The sequence below is a fragment of the Mycobacterium sp. E802 genome, assembly GCF_001666875.1.
Taxonomy (GTDB): Bacteria; Actinomycetota; Actinomycetes; order Mycobacteriales; family Mycobacteriaceae; genus Mycobacterium.
Map to the genome: position 1 here is coordinate 126,341 of NZ_LZJD01000162.1, position 16,733 is coordinate 143,073.

Consider the following 16,733-nt stretch of genomic DNA (forward strand, 5'->3'; position numbering starts at 1 on the left):
CTCCAGATTTATTACACTTTGTAAAATGATCCCAACCGTCCGCGACATCGTCGGGCTCCCGGTGGTGCAGGCCGGCGAGCCCGAGGTGCTCAGCGCCCAGCAACTGGACCGCCCGGTGCGCTGGGTCCACGTCAGCGACATGCCCGACCTCGCCGGTCTGCTGCAGGGCGGCGAGTTGGTGCTCACCACCGGCGCGGCGTTGTGCGCTGCGCCGCGCGACTACCTGCGCCGGATGCAGCGGGCGGGTGTCGTCGGCGTGGTGGTGGAACTCGGTACCCGGGTCCAATCGCTTCCGCCCAGCGTCGGCAGCATGGCCCAGACGCTCGGACTGGCGCTGGTGGTGCTGCACCGGGAGACGAAGTTCGTCGAGGTCACCGAGGCGGTGCACCGGCTCATCGTCGCCGACCAGTACGAGGAACTCGAGTTCGCCCACCGCACCCACCAGACCTTCACCGAGCTCAGCATGAAACGCCCGTCGATGGCCGACATCGTGCGCGCAGCCGCCGAGATGATCGACGAATCGGTGGTGCTGGAGGATCTGTCCCGGCAGGTGCTGGCGATCTCACCGCGTGGCGAGGCGGCCACCACCGTGCTCACCGACTGGCAACGTCGGTCCCGGGCGATGACCGAGCCATGGGCAACCACCGCCGTCGGCCCGCGCGCCGAGGAATGGGGGCGGCTCATCGTTCCGCACGCGCCGGTCGCTCCGGCCAAAACCAAGATGGTGCTCGAACGGGCCGCGCAGGCACTGGCCCTGCATCGGATGGCCGAGCGGGGCCGGTCCGGGCTCGAGCGCCAGGCGCAGAGCGGGTTGATCGACGACGTGTTGGGCGGCCGGATTTCCGACGACCGCGAAGCCAATGCCCGGGCACTGGCGCTGGGCCTGCGGGCCGCCGGGTCTTACCTGCCGGCCACCGTCCGGGTGGGCGCACCACCGGACCGGCTCGATCCCGTCAGCACCCAGCGCCGCAACATCCGCATCCTCGATGCGGTCACCCACAGCGTGAAATCCCAAGGGCACAGCGCGATCTGCTCGGTTCGCCGGGACGGTGAGATCGGTCTGGTGCTGGCCATGAACCCGCGGCGCGGGGCCGGCATGGACACCACGTTGACCCGGTTGGCCGAGGGCTGGCGGGAGGCCATCGCCCGCGGCGGCGACGCCGACAAGGTCGTGATCGCCGTCGGCAGCAGTGCCGGCGCGTTCGCCGACGCGGTCCACGGCCTACGCGAAGCGGCCCATGTCGCCGAGGTGGCGGCGTCCATGTCGGATTTGCCGCGCCCGTTCGTGCGTGCCTCCGACGTCCGATTGCGCGGTCTGATCACCCTCCTGCTCGACGATCCGCGGGTTCAGACGTTCGCCGAGACCGAACTCAAGGACCTGCTGATCCACGATGCCGAGCAGGACAGCGACGACGTGGCCGTGTTACGCGGCTACCTGGAGCTCGCCGGCAACAAGTCGGCACTGGCCAAGCGACTCCACATGAGCCGCCCGGCGCTCTACAGCCGGCTCGCCTCGATCGAACGGCGGTTGGGCGTGAACCTCGACGACGGCGAATCGATGACCTCGCTGCACGTCGCGCTGCTGGTACTCGATGCGCAACGCAGCGCCGCGCCATACTGATCCGATGGCTGATCGCAATGTGCTCGGAGGCCTGCTCGAAGAGTGCAGCACCGACCCGCTCACCGGCTTCTACCGCGACGGGTGCTGCTCGACCGGTGACGCCGACGCGGGCCGGCACACCATCTGTGCCGTGGTGACCACCGAATTCCTGGAACATCAGCGGTCGATCGGCAATGACCTGTCGACCCCGGCCCCTCATTTCCGCTTCCCCGGCCTGGCACCCGGAGACCGGTGGTGCGTCACGGCGGCCAACTGGCTGCGGGCCCACCATGACGGCCAGGCCGCCCCGGTCGTGTTGGCCGCCACCCACGAACGCACCCTGGAGCTGATTCCCCTCGACGTGCTTCAGCAGTACGCCGTCGATGTGCCCGACGACCTGGGCAGCCTCTGAGGCTCCGTAGGCTCGAAGGGTGAGCGTCGCCCCCAACTCGACCGTCGCGCTGGACAACCGCTTCGCCGACGCGCTGCCCGAAATGGCCGTCGCGTGGCAGGCCGAGGCCGCCCCGGCGCCGCGACTGCTGGTGCTCAACGAGCCGCTGGCCGACGACCTCGGGCTCGACGCCGGCTGGTTGCGCAGCCCCGAAGGCCTCGGCCTACTGGTGGGCACCGTCGTCCCCTCCGGCGCCACCCCGGTGGCGCAGGCCTACGCCGGCCATCAGTTCGGCGGATACGTCCCTCGCCTCGGCGATGGCCGCGCACTGCTGCTGGGTGAATTCGTCGGCCCCGGGGATCGGCTCCGCGACCTTCACCTCAAGGGGTCCGGGCGTACCCCCTTCGCTCGCGGCGGCGACGGCCTGGCCGCCGTCGGACCCATGCTGCGTGAGTACATCGTCAGCGAGTCGATGCACGCCATGGGCATACCGACCACCCGATCGGTGGCCGTCGTGGCCACCGGCCGGGAAGTCCGCCGCGAGACGCTGCTGCCCGGCGCGGTCCTGGCCCGTATCGCCGCCAGCCACTTGCGCGTCGGCAGCTTCCAGTACGCCTTCGCACATACCCAGGCCACCGGAGACCTCGGGCTGCTGCGCCGACTGGCCGATCACGCCATCACCCGGCACCATCCCCACGCCGCTGACGCCGACAATCCGTACCTGGCGTTGTACGAGGCGGTCGTCTCGGCGCAGGCCGAGCTGCTCGCGCAGTGGATGCTGGTCGGATTCGTGCACGGCGTGATGAACACCGACAACATGACGATCTCCGGGGAGACCATCGACTACGGCCCCTGTGCCTTCATGGAAACCTTCGATCCCGCAACGGTATTCAGCTCGATCGACCAGGGCGGCAGGTACGCCTACGGCAACCAGCCCACCGTGGCCGCCTGGAACCTGGCCCGCTTCGCCGAGACCCTGCTGCCTCTCTTGGCCGAGGACTCCGAGCGGGCTGTGGAAGTCGCCACCGAGGCATTGCACGGGTTCGGCCCACAGTTCGACAGCGCCTGGACGACCGGTATGCGAGCCAAGCTCGGACTGCCCGCCGGTACCGATGCCACGATTGCGAAACCCGTCATCGAGGACTTCCTGGCGCTGCTGCACCAGCACCGCATCGACTACACCTCATCGTGGCGTGCGCTGGCCCGGATGGCCCGTGGTGAAAACGAGTCGTTGTTCGACCCACCCGGCTTCGACGGCTGGTGCCGGCGTTGGCTTGCGCTGCATCCCGATGCCGAGGCGATGGACCGGGTCAATCCGCTCTACATCCCCCGCAACCACCTCGTCGAGGAAGCACTCGCCGCGGCGTCGAACGACGATGACCTAGAACCGCTGAACCACCTCATGGCAGCCCTCGCGTCCCCGTACCGGCAGCGCCCGGGTCTCGAACGCTATGCCGCCCCCGCACCCCCCGACTTCGGTGCCTACCGCACGTTCTGCGGAACCTGACCGGCAGCCGCTACTCTCGGTCGGGTGACGACGATCACCGTGGACACCCCGGCCGGTTCGATCGATGCCCTGCTCGGAATCCCCGCTGGTGGAGGGCCGTGGCCGGGTGTGGTGATCATCCATGATGCGATCGGCTACGGCCCGGACAACGAGGCGATCTCCGAACGCGTGGCGGCCGCCGGCTATCTCGCGCTCACCCCGAACCTGTACTCCCGCGGCGGCCGGGCCAGATGTATCACCCGTGTGTTCCGCGACCTGCTGACCCAGCGTGGCCGGGCACTCGACGACATCCTGGCCGCCCGGGACCACCTGCGCGAGCATCCACAGTGCACCGGGACCATCGGCATCGCCGGCTTCTGCATGGGCGGACAGTTCGCACTGCTCATGGGGCCCAAGGGATTTGCCGCGTCAGCACCGTTCTACGGCACACCGCTGCCGCGTCGGCTCGACCAGACCTTGGACGCCTCGTGCCCGATCGTGGCCAGCTTCGGACGCCGCGACCCGATCGGCGTCGGCGCCCCGGGCCGATTGCAGCGCGTCGTCGACGACAAGAGCATCGCGGCCGACATCAAGGTCTATCCCGACGCCGGCCACAGCTTCGCCAACCAACTACCGGGGCAGTCGTTTCTGCGGATCACCGGTTTCGGCTACAACGAGGCAGCCACTGCCGATGCGTGGTCCCGGGTGTTCACCTTCTTCGGTGAACATCTGACCGCCAAATCCGGCTGAGCCGGCCGCTACTCCGGCAACCGCAGTTCCGGCTTCTCCACCTCTTCGATGTTCACGTCCTTGAAGGTGATGACCCGCACCTGCTTGACGAACCGGGCCGGCCGGTACATGTCCCACACCCAGGCATCGGCGAGCCGCAACTCGAAGTACACCTCGCCCTCGGAGTTGCGCGGAATCAACTCCACGCTGTTGGCCAGGTAAAACCGGCGCTCGGTCTCCACGACGTAGCTGAACTGCCCGACGATGTCCTTGTATTCGCGGTACAGCGAGAGCTCCATCTCGGTTTCGTACTTCTCGAGATCCTCGGCGCTCATCTGGTGTGCAGTCCTTCTCGTTGTGCTGATGCCTTGTCGCCCATCTTTCCGTACGCCACTTCAGCATGCCGCATTGGTGCCATATCCCGCCGCACCCCCGCCGTCTCTGCGGCCCGCCGCACCCCTGCTGTCTCTGCGGCCCGCCGCCCTCCTGCCGTCTCTGCGGCCCGCCGCACGTTCACATACGAGTAGCGGTGCTCCCCACACGGCCCCAACTCCGCCAACGCCGCCGAGTGTGCCGGGGTGCTGTACCCCTTATGTTCGGCGAACCCGTACCCGGGGTGGTGCTGCTCCATGTCGACCATCAACCGGTCCCGACTCACCTTCGCCAGCACACTGGCGGCCGCGATGCAGGCTGCGGCGGCGTCGCCCCCGATCACCGGCAGAGACGGCACTGCCAACCCCGGCACCCGGAACCCGTCGGACAACACATATCCAGGTCGCACCGACAAACCGGCCACCGCACGGCGCATGCCCTCGATATTGGCCCTGTGCACGCCGAGGCGATCCACTTCGGCCGACGGGATGAACACCACGTGATAGGCCAGGGCGTAGCGGCGGATCAGGGGGAAAAGTCGCTCCCGCTCCGCCGGGCCCAGCTTCTTGGAATCGTCGAGGGAAGCCAGGCTGTCCATCCGGTTCGGACCCAATACGCAGGCCGCCACCACCAGAGGACCGGCGCAGGCGCCCCGTCCCACCTCGTCCACCCCGGCGACCGGGCCGAGACCGTTGCGGTACAGCGCGGATTCCAGGGTGCGTAGGCCGGATGATCTGCGGATCACCGTTCGAGGCGGCCACGACGTCTTCGCCACTGGCGGCACAGGGCAGCTCCCTAGGAGTCGGTCTGTGGGTTCACGCCGTTGATGCCGCCCCATCGAGACGGCGGCCAGGCGATGAACCGTGCCTTTCCGATGACATTCTCCACCGGAACCGTGCCGGCCATCGGGTCACCGGTACACAGCAGCCCCTCACGCGCATCGGCGGGCAGGTTGCTGCAGTGCACCCGCGAATCGGCCGAGTGGGTCCGGTTGTCCCCCATCACCCACAGTCGGTCCGCAGGCACGGTCACCGGGCCGAACTCATTGCCCAGACAGGGATAGACATTCGGGTCGGCCATCATGGTGGCCGGATCCAGGTACGGCTCGTTCAACTGCTTACCGTCGACCGTCAGCCCCGTGTCCGCCCGGCACTGCACGGTCTGACCACCCACCGCGATCACCCTTTTGACCAGGTCGTTCTCGTCCGGCGGCACGAACCCCACGAACGACAGGGCGTTCTGCACCCAACGGATGGCGGTGTTGTCCGAGCGGATCGACTTGTACCCGATGTTCCACGACGGCGGGCCCTTGAACACCACGACGTCACCGGGCTCGGGTTCGGAGAACCGGTAGGTGAGCTTGTCGACCATGATCCGGTCCCCCACGCAGCCGGGGCAGCCGTGCAGCGTCGGCTCCATCGATTCCGACGGAATCAGGTAGGGACGCGCGATGAACGTCAGCGTCACGTAATAGAGCACCAGCGCGATGCCGGCCAGAATGGCAATCTCGCGGGCGGTGGAATGCTTGCTCTTGGGAGACTCTTCCGGCGATTCGTCTGCGGCGGGAGCCGCGGATTCGGAATCGGAGTCGAGGCCGCCCTCCGAGGATGCGTCGGCGGAGTCGGTGGGTCCGGTCACAGGCACCACAGTAGCGAGCGTCGTGACCGGTCCCGCGACGAAAGCTTCGTCAGGCGGAGCAGCGCGCTCAGCGCTTTTCCTTGATCTTCGCCTTCTTACCGCGCAGTTCGCGCAGGTAGTAGAGCTTGGCGCGACGCACGTCACCCCGGGTCACGACATCGATGTGATCGATGTTGGGCGAATGCACCGGGAAGGTCCGCTCGACGCCGACGCCGTAGCTTTCCTTGCGCACGGTGAAGGTCTCGCGGATGCCGCCACCCTGGCGACGGATCACGACGCCCTTGAAAACCTGGATGCGCTCCTTGGAGCCCTCGATCACCTTCACGTGCACATTGACGGTGTCGCCGGGGCTGAAGGTCGGGATGTCGTCGCGCAGCGACGCCTGATCGACGAAGTCCAGCGTGTTCATCGGTGACACTTCCTTGTTGTTCGCGGCTCCGGCCGGGCGCGCACAAACCGCGCAGCCGAAGCTATTTTCGGGTGTATCGGGGTGTATCTCGCAGCGGAACGCGGGCAAGCCGGCCCAGTCCTACGCAGACAACTGCTCAATTGTGCCAGACGGGTCCCCATACCGTGAAATCCGGCGAGTCTGCGTGGAACCTCCACAGCGCTGGGCAAGCATACTTCGAGCCCGGACCCACTAAGCGCTCAGCGGCGCGAACAGTTACGCTGCAGCCACCGATGTGCCGGTGCGACAAGCCCATCAGATGTGATCGACGGTTCAAGGAGGACCATGCGACGGCGGCCGTCGAGACTCACAGTGGCGGGCGCAGCCGGCGTGACGGCGATCGTGGCCATCGCCGGCGTGACGGTCACGGGCTGCGAAGCCCGGGTATACGGCACTCCTCCGTACGATCCCGCCGCGCCACAGCTGACCGTCGTCGCACCTCAGGGCAACATGGCCCCCCTGCCCGAAGCGTCCCCCGGCGAACCTGCACCGTCGTTCGACGGCCTTGAGGACCGCGCACAGCAGGCCACCGAGAATGCCGCCGAGGCCGGTGCCGACATCACCGTGCTGGTACTCGACCGCAACACCGGCCAGCTGGTCTCGAACGGAAACCAGACTGCCATCGCGATCGCCTCGGTGGTCAAGCTGTTCATCGCCGACGATCTGCTGTTGCAGGAAGCCAAGGGCGAGACGGTCCTGAGCCCCGAGGATCGCGAGAACCTCGACGTGATGCTGCGATCATCGGACGACAGTGCCGCCGAGGTGTTCTGGTACCGCAGTGGCGGCAGCGCGATCGTCGAGCGGGTGGCCGCTCGGTACGGCCTGGCTTCGACGCGTCGACCCAACGACGGTCGGTGGTGGAACACCATCAGCACCGCGGCCGATCTGGTGCGCTACTACGACATGTTGATGAACGGCAGCGGTGGCCTGCCCGCGGAACAGGCCAACGTCATCCTGTCCAACCTGGCCCAGTCGACCCCGGACGCCATCGACGGCACGCAACCGGACGGCACATACCCGCAGCGATTCGGTATTCCTGAGGGCCTTTACGCCGAACCGGTGGCGGTCAAGCAGGGTTGGATGTGCTGTATCGGTTCGGACTGGATGCACCTGTCGACCGGTGTGGTCGGGCCCGATCGTCGCTTCATCATGGTGATCGGTTCACTGCAACCGACAAATGCCGCCACCGCGCGCACCACCATCACCGACGCCGTCAAGACGATGTTCCCCGGCGGCCGGATCTAGGCTCGCGACCAGATCAGTCGAGCAGATCCGGGCGACGTTCGCGCGTCCGGTGCAGCGATTGTTCATGACGCCAGGCCGCGACCTTGGCGTGATCACCGGAAAGCAGCACATCGGGCACGTCGAGCCCACGCCAGCTCTGCGGACGGGTGTAACTCGGCCCTTCGAGCAGGCCATCGGAGTGGGAATCCTGTTGGTGCGACGCAGGATTGCCCAACACGTCGGGCATCAGCCGGACCACCGCCTCGATCATGACCAAGGCGGCCGACTCTCCGCCGTTGAGCACGTAGTCGCCGATCGAGACCTCTTCGACCCGCATCCGCCGCGCCGCGTCGTCGGCCACCCGCTGGTCGATCCCCTCGTACCGGCCACAGGCGAACACCAGGTGCGACTCAGCACTCCACCGCTCGGCGGTCGCCTGGGTGAACAACCGGCCCGCCGGCGTCGGAACCACCAAAATCGTGTCCTCAGAACAGATTTCGTCGAGCGCCTCGCCCCACACCGGAGCCTTCATGACCATGCCGGGGCCCCCGCCGTACGGCGAGTCGTCCACCGAGCGGTGCACGTCATGCGTCCAGTTCCGCAGGTCGTGCACGGCCACGGAGAGGATTCCGGCGTCGATCGCCTTGCCCGGCAACGACTGCCGGATCGGATCGAGGTAGGCCGGGAATATCGTGACGACGTCAATACGCACTACGTGGCCCGTCAGACCTGGTCCAGGTTCAGCAGACCATCGGGGGGATCGATGACGACGGTGCCGGTTTCCCGGGACACCGAGGTGACGATGGCGCCGACGAAGGGCACCAGCACTTCGCGGCCATCCGGGTCGGCCTTGACCGACAGCAGCTCGCCGGCCGCGGTGTGCAGCACCTCACGAACCACTCCGACCGCGGCGCCGTCGACCGTGACGACCCGCATCCCTTCGAGCTCGTGGTCGTAGAACTCGTCGGGATCATCGATGGTGGGCAAGTCGGCGGTGTCGACGATGAACACCGTGCCACGCAACTCATCGGCCGCGTTGCGGTCGGAGACACCGGCCAGCCGGATCAGCAGCCGGCCGGCGTGATCGCGTACGGACTCGACGGAGAAATTGCGCTCGGCACCCCCCTTGGCGCGGCCCCGAAGGGCCACGCCGGGGGCGAACCGGGCGTCGGGGTCGTCGGTACGGACCTCGACGACGACCTCACCGGTAATGCCGTGAGCTTTGACAACCCGCCCGACAACCAGGTCCATGGATCCGACGCTACTGGTCGGTGTCCACCACGTCGACGCGGATTCCGCGTCCACCGATGCCTGCGACCAGGGTGCGCAGCGCGGTAGCGGTGCGGCCGCCGCGGCCGATGACCTTGCCCAGGTCATCGGGGTGCACGTGCACCTCGACGGTCCGCCCACGGCGGCTGGTGACCATGTCGACGCGTACGTCGTCGGGATTGTCCACGATGCCGCGGACCAGGTGCTCGACGGCGTCGACCACGACAGAACTCACTGCGATGCTCAGCTCTCGCTTGCGGCTTCGTCAGCGGCGGCCTCGGCGGCAGGTGCCTCGGCGGCCTCGTCCTGCTGATCCTTCTTCGGGGCCTTCTTCTTCTTCGGCGTGACGGCCGCGGCACCGGTGCCGCTCTCGGCCTCTGCCAGTGCCGCGTTGAACAGGTCCAGCTTGGACGGCTTGGGCTCCTTGACCTTCAGCGTGCCCTCGGCGCCCGGCAGGCCCTTGAACTTCTGCCAGTCACCGGTGATCTTCAGCAGGGCCAGCACCGGCTCGGTGGGCTGCGCACCGACGCCCAGCCAGTACTGCGCGCGCTCCGAATCGATCTCGATCAGGCTCGGCTCTTCCTTGGGGTGGTAGCGGCCGATGACCTCGATGGCGCGGCCTTCGCGGCGGGTGCGCGCGTCGGCGACAGCGATGCGGTACTGGGGGTTGCGGATCTTGCCAAGCCGGGTGAGCTTGATCTTGACAGCCATGGTTAAGCACTTCTCCTTGAGTGTCACGCTGCAATTCGGCGATGCGGGCGGAATTGCCCGATCCGGTTTTGCCTTACGTGTGTGACCACCGCGCAGCGCATTGAACGAGTCGCGCGGCAGACAGCCGACAATTGTGCCAGAACGATGCCGACCAGCCCAAATCCGGTCCCAATGGCCAGTTATCGCACAACTTCCGGCCGGTTGCGTGTCACAACTGGCCACTCACGGCGCCCACCAACAGCGTCACACGACCTTGTCGAAACACTTGGTCTCGACGCGACGGCTCATCCGCCAACCGTCGGCGGTCCGGACGAACTCGTCTTCGTACCACAGGCCGCAGAACAACACCTGTTGCTCCAGCCCCGGCAGCACCATTGGGTTGAAGCAGATGGTCCGCGACGAGGCCTTGTCTCCGTCGAGTTTCACATCGCAGTTTCCGAGCATGTGGGCGTACGCCGGAAAATTCGGCAACACCTCGGTCAGCCAGGCCTTGACCTCCGGGTAGTGACCGTCGATGCCGCCCATAGCCCGGTAGTCGATGTAGGCGTCGGGAGTGAACACCACATCCAGGTCATCGAACAGTCGACGGTCGATCGCCGTGGAGTAGTCGATCAGCAGCTGCTGGATCTCCAGGCGGTCCGAAATTTCGGCCAGGCTCAACATGTCTCGATTCAACACGATTACGCTGGCCCGCCATGGGGAGGTTCGTCAGGTTGTCTGTCATCGGGATCGCGGCCGCCGTCGCTTTGATCCCGCTCTCATCGGTGCCTGCCACCGTGCCCGCGGCCAGAGCCGACCTCGAGGTGCAGCAGGTCGGCTCCGCGCCCATTCCCGACGGTCCCGCGCAGGGTTGGGTGGTCGCCGACCTGGACACCGGCCAGGTGTTGGCCGCCCGCAACGAGCACACCCGCTACGCGCCGGCCAGCACGATAAAGACCCTGCTGGCCCAGGTGATCCTCGACGAAGTGCCGCTCGACGCCACGATCGTGGCCGAGGAAGCCGACACCAAGGTCGAGTGCAACTGCGCCGGCGTCGCGCCCGGGAAGACGTATACCGCACGTCAACTGCTGGAGGCCGCACTGCTGGCCTCGGGCAACGACGCCGCCAACACCCTGGCCCGGATGCTCGGCGGTCCCGAGGCGGCCGTTGCCAAGATGAACGCCAAGGCCGCGGCACTCGGCGCGCACAACACCAACGTGGCCACGCCGTCTGGGCTGGACGGGCCCGGGATGCCGTTCTGGTCCACACCGCACGACATGGCCTTGATCTTCCGCGGGGCGATGGCCAATCCGGTGTTCGCCGAGATCACCGCGTTGCCGTCGACCACATTCCCGAGCAAGAGCGGCGAGCGCGTGCTGGTCAACCAGGATGAGCTGCTGCACCGTTATCCGGGTGCCATCGGCGGCAAAACCGGCTTCACCGACATTGCCCGCAAGACCTTCGTCGGGGCCGCGGCGCGCGACGGCCGCCGCCTCGAGGTCGTGATGATGTACGGGCTGGTCAAGGAGGGCGGTCCGACGTACTGGGATCAGGCTGCCGCCCTTCTGGATTGGGGCTTTGCCCAAGACCGTTCGGCGAGCATCGGGTTGTTGTAGCCCGTACGTCTCAGTCGATACCTGAAGGAAACCTGTCCGCGCGCTGAAAGAGTCCAACGCTGGGTAGCGTCGGCGCCCGTGCGAAAACTGTTCGCGGCGGTGGCGCTCGCGCTCGGTACGTCGATGGCCGCCGCGAGCGTCTCGGCCGCTCCGGTCGCCGCGCAACCGGGCGTTGCGCCGGCAGGCGCCCAGATTCCCGACGGTCCGGCCAAGGCCTGGCTGGTGGCCGACCTGGATACCGGCCAGGTTCTGGCATCCAAAGATGCCTACGGCTCCTATGCCCCGGCCAGCACCATCAAACCGCTGTTGGCGATGGTGGTGCTCGACCACCTGCGGCCCGATAATTTCGCCCGGGCCAACCAGTCACACACGAAGGTCGAATGCTCGTGTGTGGGCCTCACCCCGGGGCAGCCCTATACGACCCGCCAACTGCTCGAAGCACTGCTCATGGTGTCGGGTAACGATGCGGCGAACATGCTCGCCGACATGCTCGGTGGCCAACGCGCCACGGTGGCGGCGATGAACCGCAAGGCAGCCAGTGTCGGGGCACGCAACACCCGGGCTTCCTCGCCGTCGGGGCTCGACGGGCCCGGTTGGGAAAGCGTCACCACCCCGCACGATCTGGCGGTGATCTTGCGCGCCGCGCTGACCTATCCGTTGATCGCACAGATCATGCGTCAGCCGTCGGCCCAGTTCCCGGGCAAAACCCTGACCAACCAGAACGAATTGCTGGCCCGCTACCCCGGCGACATCGCCGGCAAGACCGGTTACACGGACCTGGCCCGGAAGACGTATGTGGGTGCGGCACAACGGGGTAACCGGCGGCTGGTGGTGGTCCAGATGTATGGCACCGGCGATCTCTACCCACAGGCGACCGACTTGTTCGATTACGGCTTCTCCCACTGAGCCAGAAAAGGTAGGGCCCCACCGGGACTCACGAGAAACTAAGGTCACCCTAAATTCGCGTGGCAGGTCCGCGCGCGACCGAGGGGAGCCGACGTGTCCGACCTTGAGTTCTCATTGGTGGTCGCCTACGGCACCGACATGGGCAACGCCGAAGACGCCGCGATGACGTTCGCCGAGGCGGCGACCGCGGCCGGAATTCCGGCCGAGGCCGTCGAACTCAACCAGGTGGAACTCGACCAACTGGACACCACAACGCATTTCATCGTCGTCACGTCGACCTTCGGCGATGGCGAGTTTCCCGACACTGCCGCATTGTTCTGGGAGGCGCTCAGCGCCTCGACCGCGCGGCTGGAGCACCTGAGCTTCGCGGTGCTGGCACTCGGGGACACGTCCTATGAATTGTTCTGCCAGGCAGGCAAACTGCTCGACGCGCGCCTCGAAGAGCTGGGTGCCACCCGACTGGCCGACCGGGTCGACGTCGACGGGTACTACGAAGAGCCGGCCGCAGCCTGGACCACCGATCTGGTCAAGCAGTTGACCGCCGCCCAGTCCGGCCCCACTGCGCCCGTGACCGTCGTCGAAACCGCCCCGGCCGATCCCCCACCCCGTAGCCAGGAACGCAACCGGGTCGTCGCCGCTCCCCTGATCGTCAATCGGCTGCTCACCTCGCCGGAATCCGACAAGGAAGTACGCCACTACGAACTCGACCTGACCGGGTCCGGCGTCACCTATCAGGCCGGCGATTCCCTGGCCGTCCATGCCACCAACGATCCGGACCTGGTGGCAGCCATTCTCGACGCACTGCACGTGGGATCGGAGCACCGGCTCGCCGAGGCCGACGAGCCCCTGGGCGTGCTGCTCACCGAACGGCTCGAGATCCGGACACCGTCACGGGCGCTGCAAGAACTGGCCGGCGCCGCTGCCTACGGTGAGGATGTCCTCGATCTGATCAGACGAGCCGATTTGACCGTAGACGAGGTCGTGGATACGTTGCGTCCGTTGCAGTTTCGCGACTACTCGATCGCCTCGAGTCCGCTGCTCCACCCGGATCACATCCACCTGACGGTGGCCACCGTGCGCTATGCCGGCACTGCCCGCCGACACGGGGGCGTGGCCTCGACATACCTGGCCGAGCGCACGCAGACGGTTCGAGTCCATCTGCGTCCCAACCATCATTTCCGGCTGCCGGCAGCCGATGCGCCGATCATCATGATCGGGCCCGGCACCGGCATCGCGCCGTTCCGGGCGTTCCTGCAGGAGCGGCAGGCCGCCGCCGCGCCCGGCCGGTCCTGGTTGTTCTTCGGGGACCGCCGCCGCGCCACCGACTTTCTCTACGGGTCGGAACTGGAAGGTTTCCGGGACGCGGGCACGTTGACCCGGCTCGATGTCGCGTTCTCCCGCGATCAGGACACGAAAGTCTATGTGCAGCACCGTATGCGAGAGAACACAGCAGAGCTGTTCGCCTGGCTGCAGGACGGCGCGTACCTGTATGTCTGCGGTGATGCCGACCACATGGCCAAGGACGTCGACACCGCGCTGCACGAGATCATTGCCGAAAACGGCCGGATGGATGCCGAGGCCGCGCACGCCTATGTCAACGACCTGATCAGGAGCCACCGCTACCTGCGCGACGTGTACTGAGACGAGTGATTTGTGCACCTGCGGTAACGGTGGGCGTTACCGCAGGTGCACAAATCGCCGGTCAGTAGACGCGACCGCGCAGGATCACCAGATCCGGATGGTTGACGCCGCCGTGCCGCGGATCCTCGCGGTAGCACACCAGATCCGCCGACGCGCCATGTTCCAGCGCGGGCCGGCCCAACCATGCCCGGGCGTCCCAGCTGGCCGCGCCCAGCGCCGCCGTCGGGCTCATCCCGACGCCCTTGAGCGCCTCGATCTCGTCGGCGATACGACCGTGCGCGACCATGCCGCCGGCATCGGTGCCGGCGAAGACCGGCACCCCGGCCGCATAGGCGGCGCCGACGCGGTCCCGGCAGGACGCGTAGAGATCGCGCATGTGCTTGGCGTACGTCGGGTATTTCCCGGCCGCATCGGCGATGCCGGGAAAGTTGTCGATGTTGATCAAGGTGGGCACCAGGGCTGTGCCGTGCTCGAGCATCAACTCGATGGTGTCGTCGGTGATCCCGGTGCCGTGCTCGATGCAGTCGATCCCGGCGTTGATCAGCCCGGGCAGGGCGTCCTCGCCGAACACGTGCGCGGTGACCCGCGCACCTTCGGCATGCGCCGCGTCGATCGCGGCCTTGAGGATCTCGTCAGACCACAGCGGTGCGAGGTCGCCGATGCTGCGGTCGATCCAGTCGCCGACCAGCTTCACCCACCCGTCACCCCACCGGGCCTGCTCGGCCACCGCCGCAGGTAGCTGTGACTCGTCCTCGATGTCGATCGGCAGCCCGGGGGAATATCGCTTCGGGCGAGCCAGGTGACGACCGGCCCGGATGATGCGTGGCAGGTCCTCGCGGTCGTCGAAGCTGCGGGTGTCCACCGGTGAACCGGCGTCCCGCAGCAACAGCGCACCGGCGTCGCGTTCGGTCTGCGCCTGCACCACCGATTCGTCCAGCGACACCGCACCACCAGGCCCGAGGCCGACGTGGCAGTGCGCGTCGACCAGGCCGGGGATGATCCAGCCACCGTCAAACACGGTGTCGGCGTTGGCAATCGGTTCGGCCGACAACACGCCCTGATGGATCCACCATTGCACTTCTTCGCCGTCCGGGAGCCCCCGGCCACGAATGTGCAGCGCGCTCATCGGGCTACTTCTGGCCGGGGAACTTCAACTTCGACAGGTCGAAATCGGCCAGACCGGGCGGCAACTCGTCCAGCCCCTTCGGCATCTTGGACAAGTCGGGGAAGCCGGCGGGCATCCCGGCGCCCAATGGGTTGCGCGGCGGAGTCGGGCCTTTCCCGGACTGACGACCCTTCTTCTTGCCGGCCTGCTTGTTCTTACCCTTGGCCGCCTTGCGGGTCGAACCCTTGCGGCCGAACGGCATACCCATCTGGCCGGCCATCTGCGACATCATCTTGCGGGCGTCGAAGAACCGGTCGACGAGTTGGTTCACCTCGGAGACGCTGACACCCGAGCCGTTGGCGATGCGCAGCCGCCGCGAGGCGTTGATGATCTTGGGATCGGCCCGTTCGGCCGGGGTCATGCCGCGGATGATGGCCTGCACCCGGTCGAGTTGGCTGTCGTCGACCGCGGCCAACGCATCCTTCATCTGCCCGGCGCCGGGCAGCATGCCCAGCAGGTTGCCGATCGGCCCCATCTTGCGGATCGCCAGCATCTGCTCGAGGAAGTCCTCCAGAGTCAGCTCGCCCGAACCGATCTTGGCGGCGGCCTCCTCGGCCTTCTGCTGATCGAAGACCTGCTCGGCCTGCTCGATGAGGGTGAGCACGTCGCCCATCCCCAGGATGCGGCTGGCCATCCGGTCGGGGTGGAAGACGTCGAAGTCCTCCAGCTTCTCCCCCGCCGACGCGAAAAGAATCGGCACACCGGTGATCTCGCGGACCGACAGCGCCGCACCACCGCGGGCGTCGCCGTCGAGCTTGGTCAACACGACGCCGGTGAACCCGACGCCCTCGCGGAATGCCTCGGCGGTGGCGACGGCGTCCTGGCCGATCATCGCGTCGAGCACGAACAGCACTTCGTCGGGGTTGACGGCGGCGCGGATGGCCGCGGCCTGGCCCATCAATTCCTCGTCGATACCGAGCCGGCCCGCCGTATCGACCACGACCACGTCGAAGTGTTTGGCCTTCGCCTCGGCCAGACCGGCCGAGGCGACCGCCACCGGGTCCCCGTGACCGGCCTGCTCCAGACCCTCGACGGAGGTGCCCGGATGCGGGGCGAACACCGACACCCCGGCGCGCTCACCGACGATCTGCAGCTGGTGGACCGCGCCGGGCCGCTGCAGGTCACATGCCACCAGAAGCGGACTGTGCCCCAGGCCCTTGAGCCACTTCGCCAGCTTGCCCGCCAGCGTCGTCTTACCCGCACCCTGCAGGCCGGCGAGCATGATGACCGTCGGCGGGTTCTTCGCGAAGGCCAATTGACGGGTCTGGCCGCCGAGGATGCCGATCAGCTCCTCGTTGACGATCTTGACCACCTGTTGCGCGGGATTCAGCGCAGCGGAGACCTCGGCGCCCTTGGCCCGGTCCTTGATCCGCGCGACGAACGCACGCACCACCGGCAGTGATACGTCCGCCTCCAGCAGGGCCAACCGGATCTCGCGCGCCGTGGCGTCGATATCGGCGTCGGTCAACCGCCCCTTGCCGCGTAGGCCCTGCAGGGCTCCGGTCAACCGGTCAGACAGGCTTTCAAACACGTGGTAAGCCTAGCGGTCGGGGGGTTG

The 16,733-nt window shown here is 67.2% G+C and carries 18 protein-coding genes and 1 pseudogene; 8 read left to right on the forward strand and 11 right to left on the reverse strand.

Annotated elements, in window-relative coordinates; genetic code table 11:
* Positions 1 to 25 precede the first annotated feature (25 nt).
* The 4 genes from A5699_RS24090 to A5699_RS24105 are packed head-to-tail and all read left to right on the forward strand — an operon-like array spanning position 26 to position 4,227.
* Positions 26 to 1,621: a PucR family transcriptional regulator gene (locus A5699_RS24090; RefSeq protein WP_067774974.1), complete on the forward strand. Its 1,596-nt coding sequence runs from the start codon at positions 26 to 28 to the stop codon at positions 1,619 to 1,621.
* A 4-nt stretch (positions 1,622 to 1,625) separates the two neighbouring features.
* The gene (locus A5699_RS24095) at positions 1,626 to 2,012 is read left to right on the forward strand and encodes a DUF2237 family protein (RefSeq protein WP_067775118.1); all 387 of its coding nucleotides are present in this window, start codon (positions 1,626 to 1,628) and stop codon (positions 2,010 to 2,012) included.
* A 19-nt stretch (positions 2,013 to 2,031) separates the two neighbouring features.
* A complete protein-coding gene (locus A5699_RS24100; RefSeq protein WP_067774984.1) occupies positions 2,032 to 3,498 on the forward strand; it encodes a YdiU family protein in 1,467 nt (488 codons plus the stop codon).
* A 24-nt stretch (positions 3,499 to 3,522) separates the two neighbouring features.
* A complete protein-coding gene (locus A5699_RS24105) occupies positions 3,523 to 4,227 on the forward strand; it encodes a dienelactone hydrolase family protein (protein ID WP_067774987.1) in 705 nt (234 codons plus the stop codon).
* A gap of 8 nt (positions 4,228 to 4,235) precedes the next feature.
* Here A5699_RS24105 and A5699_RS24110 read toward each other — a convergent pair whose 3' ends face one another.
* The 4 genes and pseudogenes from A5699_RS24110 to rplS form a co-directional block, all read right to left on the reverse strand.
* Positions 4,236 to 4,541, reverse strand: a complete 306-nt coding sequence (locus tag A5699_RS24110) for a DUF2469 domain-containing protein (RefSeq protein ID WP_003881082.1) — start codon at positions 4,539 to 4,541, stop codon at positions 4,236 to 4,238.
* A gap of 60 nt (positions 4,542 to 4,601) precedes the next feature.
* A pseudogene (locus tag A5699_RS24115) lies at positions 4,602 to 5,353 on the reverse strand (ribonuclease HII).
* 20 nt (positions 5,354 to 5,373) lie between these two features.
* A complete protein-coding gene (gene lepB / locus A5699_RS24120; RefSeq protein WP_231965815.1) occupies positions 5,374 to 6,225 on the reverse strand; it encodes a signal peptidase I in 852 nt (283 codons plus the stop codon).
* Between the two features lie 58 nt (positions 6,226 to 6,283).
* Positions 6,284 to 6,625 carry a 50S ribosomal protein L19 gene (gene rplS / locus A5699_RS24125; RefSeq protein ID WP_029372100.1) on the reverse strand — a complete coding sequence of 114 codons (342 nt, stop codon included), beginning with the start codon at positions 6,623 to 6,625 and terminating at the stop codon, positions 6,284 to 6,286.
* A 324-nt stretch (positions 6,626 to 6,949) separates the two neighbouring features.
* Between rplS and A5699_RS24130 the strand changes: the two genes are divergently transcribed.
* Complete coding sequence (locus A5699_RS24130; RefSeq protein WP_067774993.1) at positions 6,950 to 7,909, forward strand: hypothetical protein; 960 nt, start codon at positions 6,950 to 6,952, stop codon at positions 7,907 to 7,909.
* A gap of 13 nt (positions 7,910 to 7,922) precedes the next feature.
* Here the strand turns inward: A5699_RS24130 and trmD are convergent, their stop codons facing one another.
* From trmD to A5699_RS24155, 5 genes are all read right to left on the reverse strand, one after another.
* Positions 7,923 to 8,600 carry a tRNA (guanosine(37)-N1)-methyltransferase TrmD gene (gene trmD / locus A5699_RS24135; RefSeq protein ID WP_067774996.1) on the reverse strand — a complete coding sequence of 226 codons (678 nt, stop codon included), beginning with the start codon at positions 8,598 to 8,600 and terminating at the stop codon, positions 7,923 to 7,925.
* A gap of 11 nt (positions 8,601 to 8,611) precedes the next feature.
* Positions 8,612 to 9,139, reverse strand: coding sequence for a ribosome maturation factor RimM (gene rimM / locus A5699_RS24140; protein ID WP_067774999.1), 528 nt, complete (start codon positions 9,137 to 9,139; stop codon positions 8,612 to 8,614).
* A 10-nt stretch (positions 9,140 to 9,149) separates the two neighbouring features.
* Complete coding sequence (locus A5699_RS24145; protein WP_003881089.1) at positions 9,150 to 9,392, reverse strand: RNA-binding protein; 243 nt, start codon at positions 9,390 to 9,392, stop codon at positions 9,150 to 9,152.
* An 8-nt stretch (positions 9,393 to 9,400) separates the two neighbouring features.
* On the reverse strand, positions 9,401 to 9,868 hold the full coding sequence (gene rpsP / locus A5699_RS24150; protein ID WP_067775003.1) for a 30S ribosomal protein S16: 468 nt from the start codon (positions 9,866 to 9,868) through the stop codon (positions 9,401 to 9,403).
* Between the two features lie 243 nt (positions 9,869 to 10,111).
* Entirely contained in the window at positions 10,112 to 10,531 is a 420-nt protein-coding gene (locus tag A5699_RS24155) for a nuclear transport factor 2 family protein (RefSeq protein ID WP_067775006.1), read from the reverse strand.
* A 32-nt stretch (positions 10,532 to 10,563) separates the two neighbouring features.
* Between A5699_RS24155 and A5699_RS24160 the strand changes: the two genes are divergently transcribed.
* From A5699_RS24160 to A5699_RS24170, 3 genes are all read left to right on the forward strand, one after another.
* The gene (locus tag A5699_RS24160) at positions 10,564 to 11,463 is read left to right on the forward strand and encodes a D-alanyl-D-alanine carboxypeptidase family protein (protein WP_067775009.1); all 900 of its coding nucleotides are present in this window, start codon (positions 10,564 to 10,566) and stop codon (positions 11,461 to 11,463) included.
* 78 nt (positions 11,464 to 11,541) lie between these two features.
* Positions 11,542 to 12,369 carry a D-alanyl-D-alanine carboxypeptidase gene (locus tag A5699_RS24165; RefSeq protein ID WP_067775012.1) on the forward strand — a complete coding sequence of 276 codons (828 nt, stop codon included), beginning with the start codon at positions 11,542 to 11,544 and terminating at the stop codon, positions 12,367 to 12,369.
* Between the two features lie 138 nt (positions 12,370 to 12,507).
* Complete coding sequence (locus tag A5699_RS24170) at positions 12,508 to 14,010, forward strand: sulfite reductase flavoprotein subunit alpha (protein ID WP_067775121.1); 1,503 nt, start codon at positions 12,508 to 12,510, stop codon at positions 14,008 to 14,010.
* A 61-nt stretch (positions 14,011 to 14,071) separates the two neighbouring features.
* On the opposite strand, the gene A5699_RS24175 is transcribed toward A5699_RS24170, so the two are convergent.
* Both A5699_RS24175 and ffh read right to left on the reverse strand, forming a co-directional pair.
* The gene (locus A5699_RS24175) at positions 14,072 to 15,136 is read right to left on the reverse strand and encodes an amidohydrolase family protein (RefSeq protein WP_067775015.1); all 1,065 of its coding nucleotides are present in this window, start codon (positions 15,134 to 15,136) and stop codon (positions 14,072 to 14,074) included.
* A gap of 4 nt (positions 15,137 to 15,140) precedes the next feature.
* Positions 15,141 to 16,706 (reverse strand): signal recognition particle protein, encoded by a 1,566-nt coding sequence (gene ffh, locus A5699_RS24180; RefSeq protein WP_067775018.1) that lies wholly within the window; start codon positions 16,704 to 16,706, stop codon positions 15,141 to 15,143.
* Positions 16,707 to 16,733: the final 27 nt, after the last annotated feature.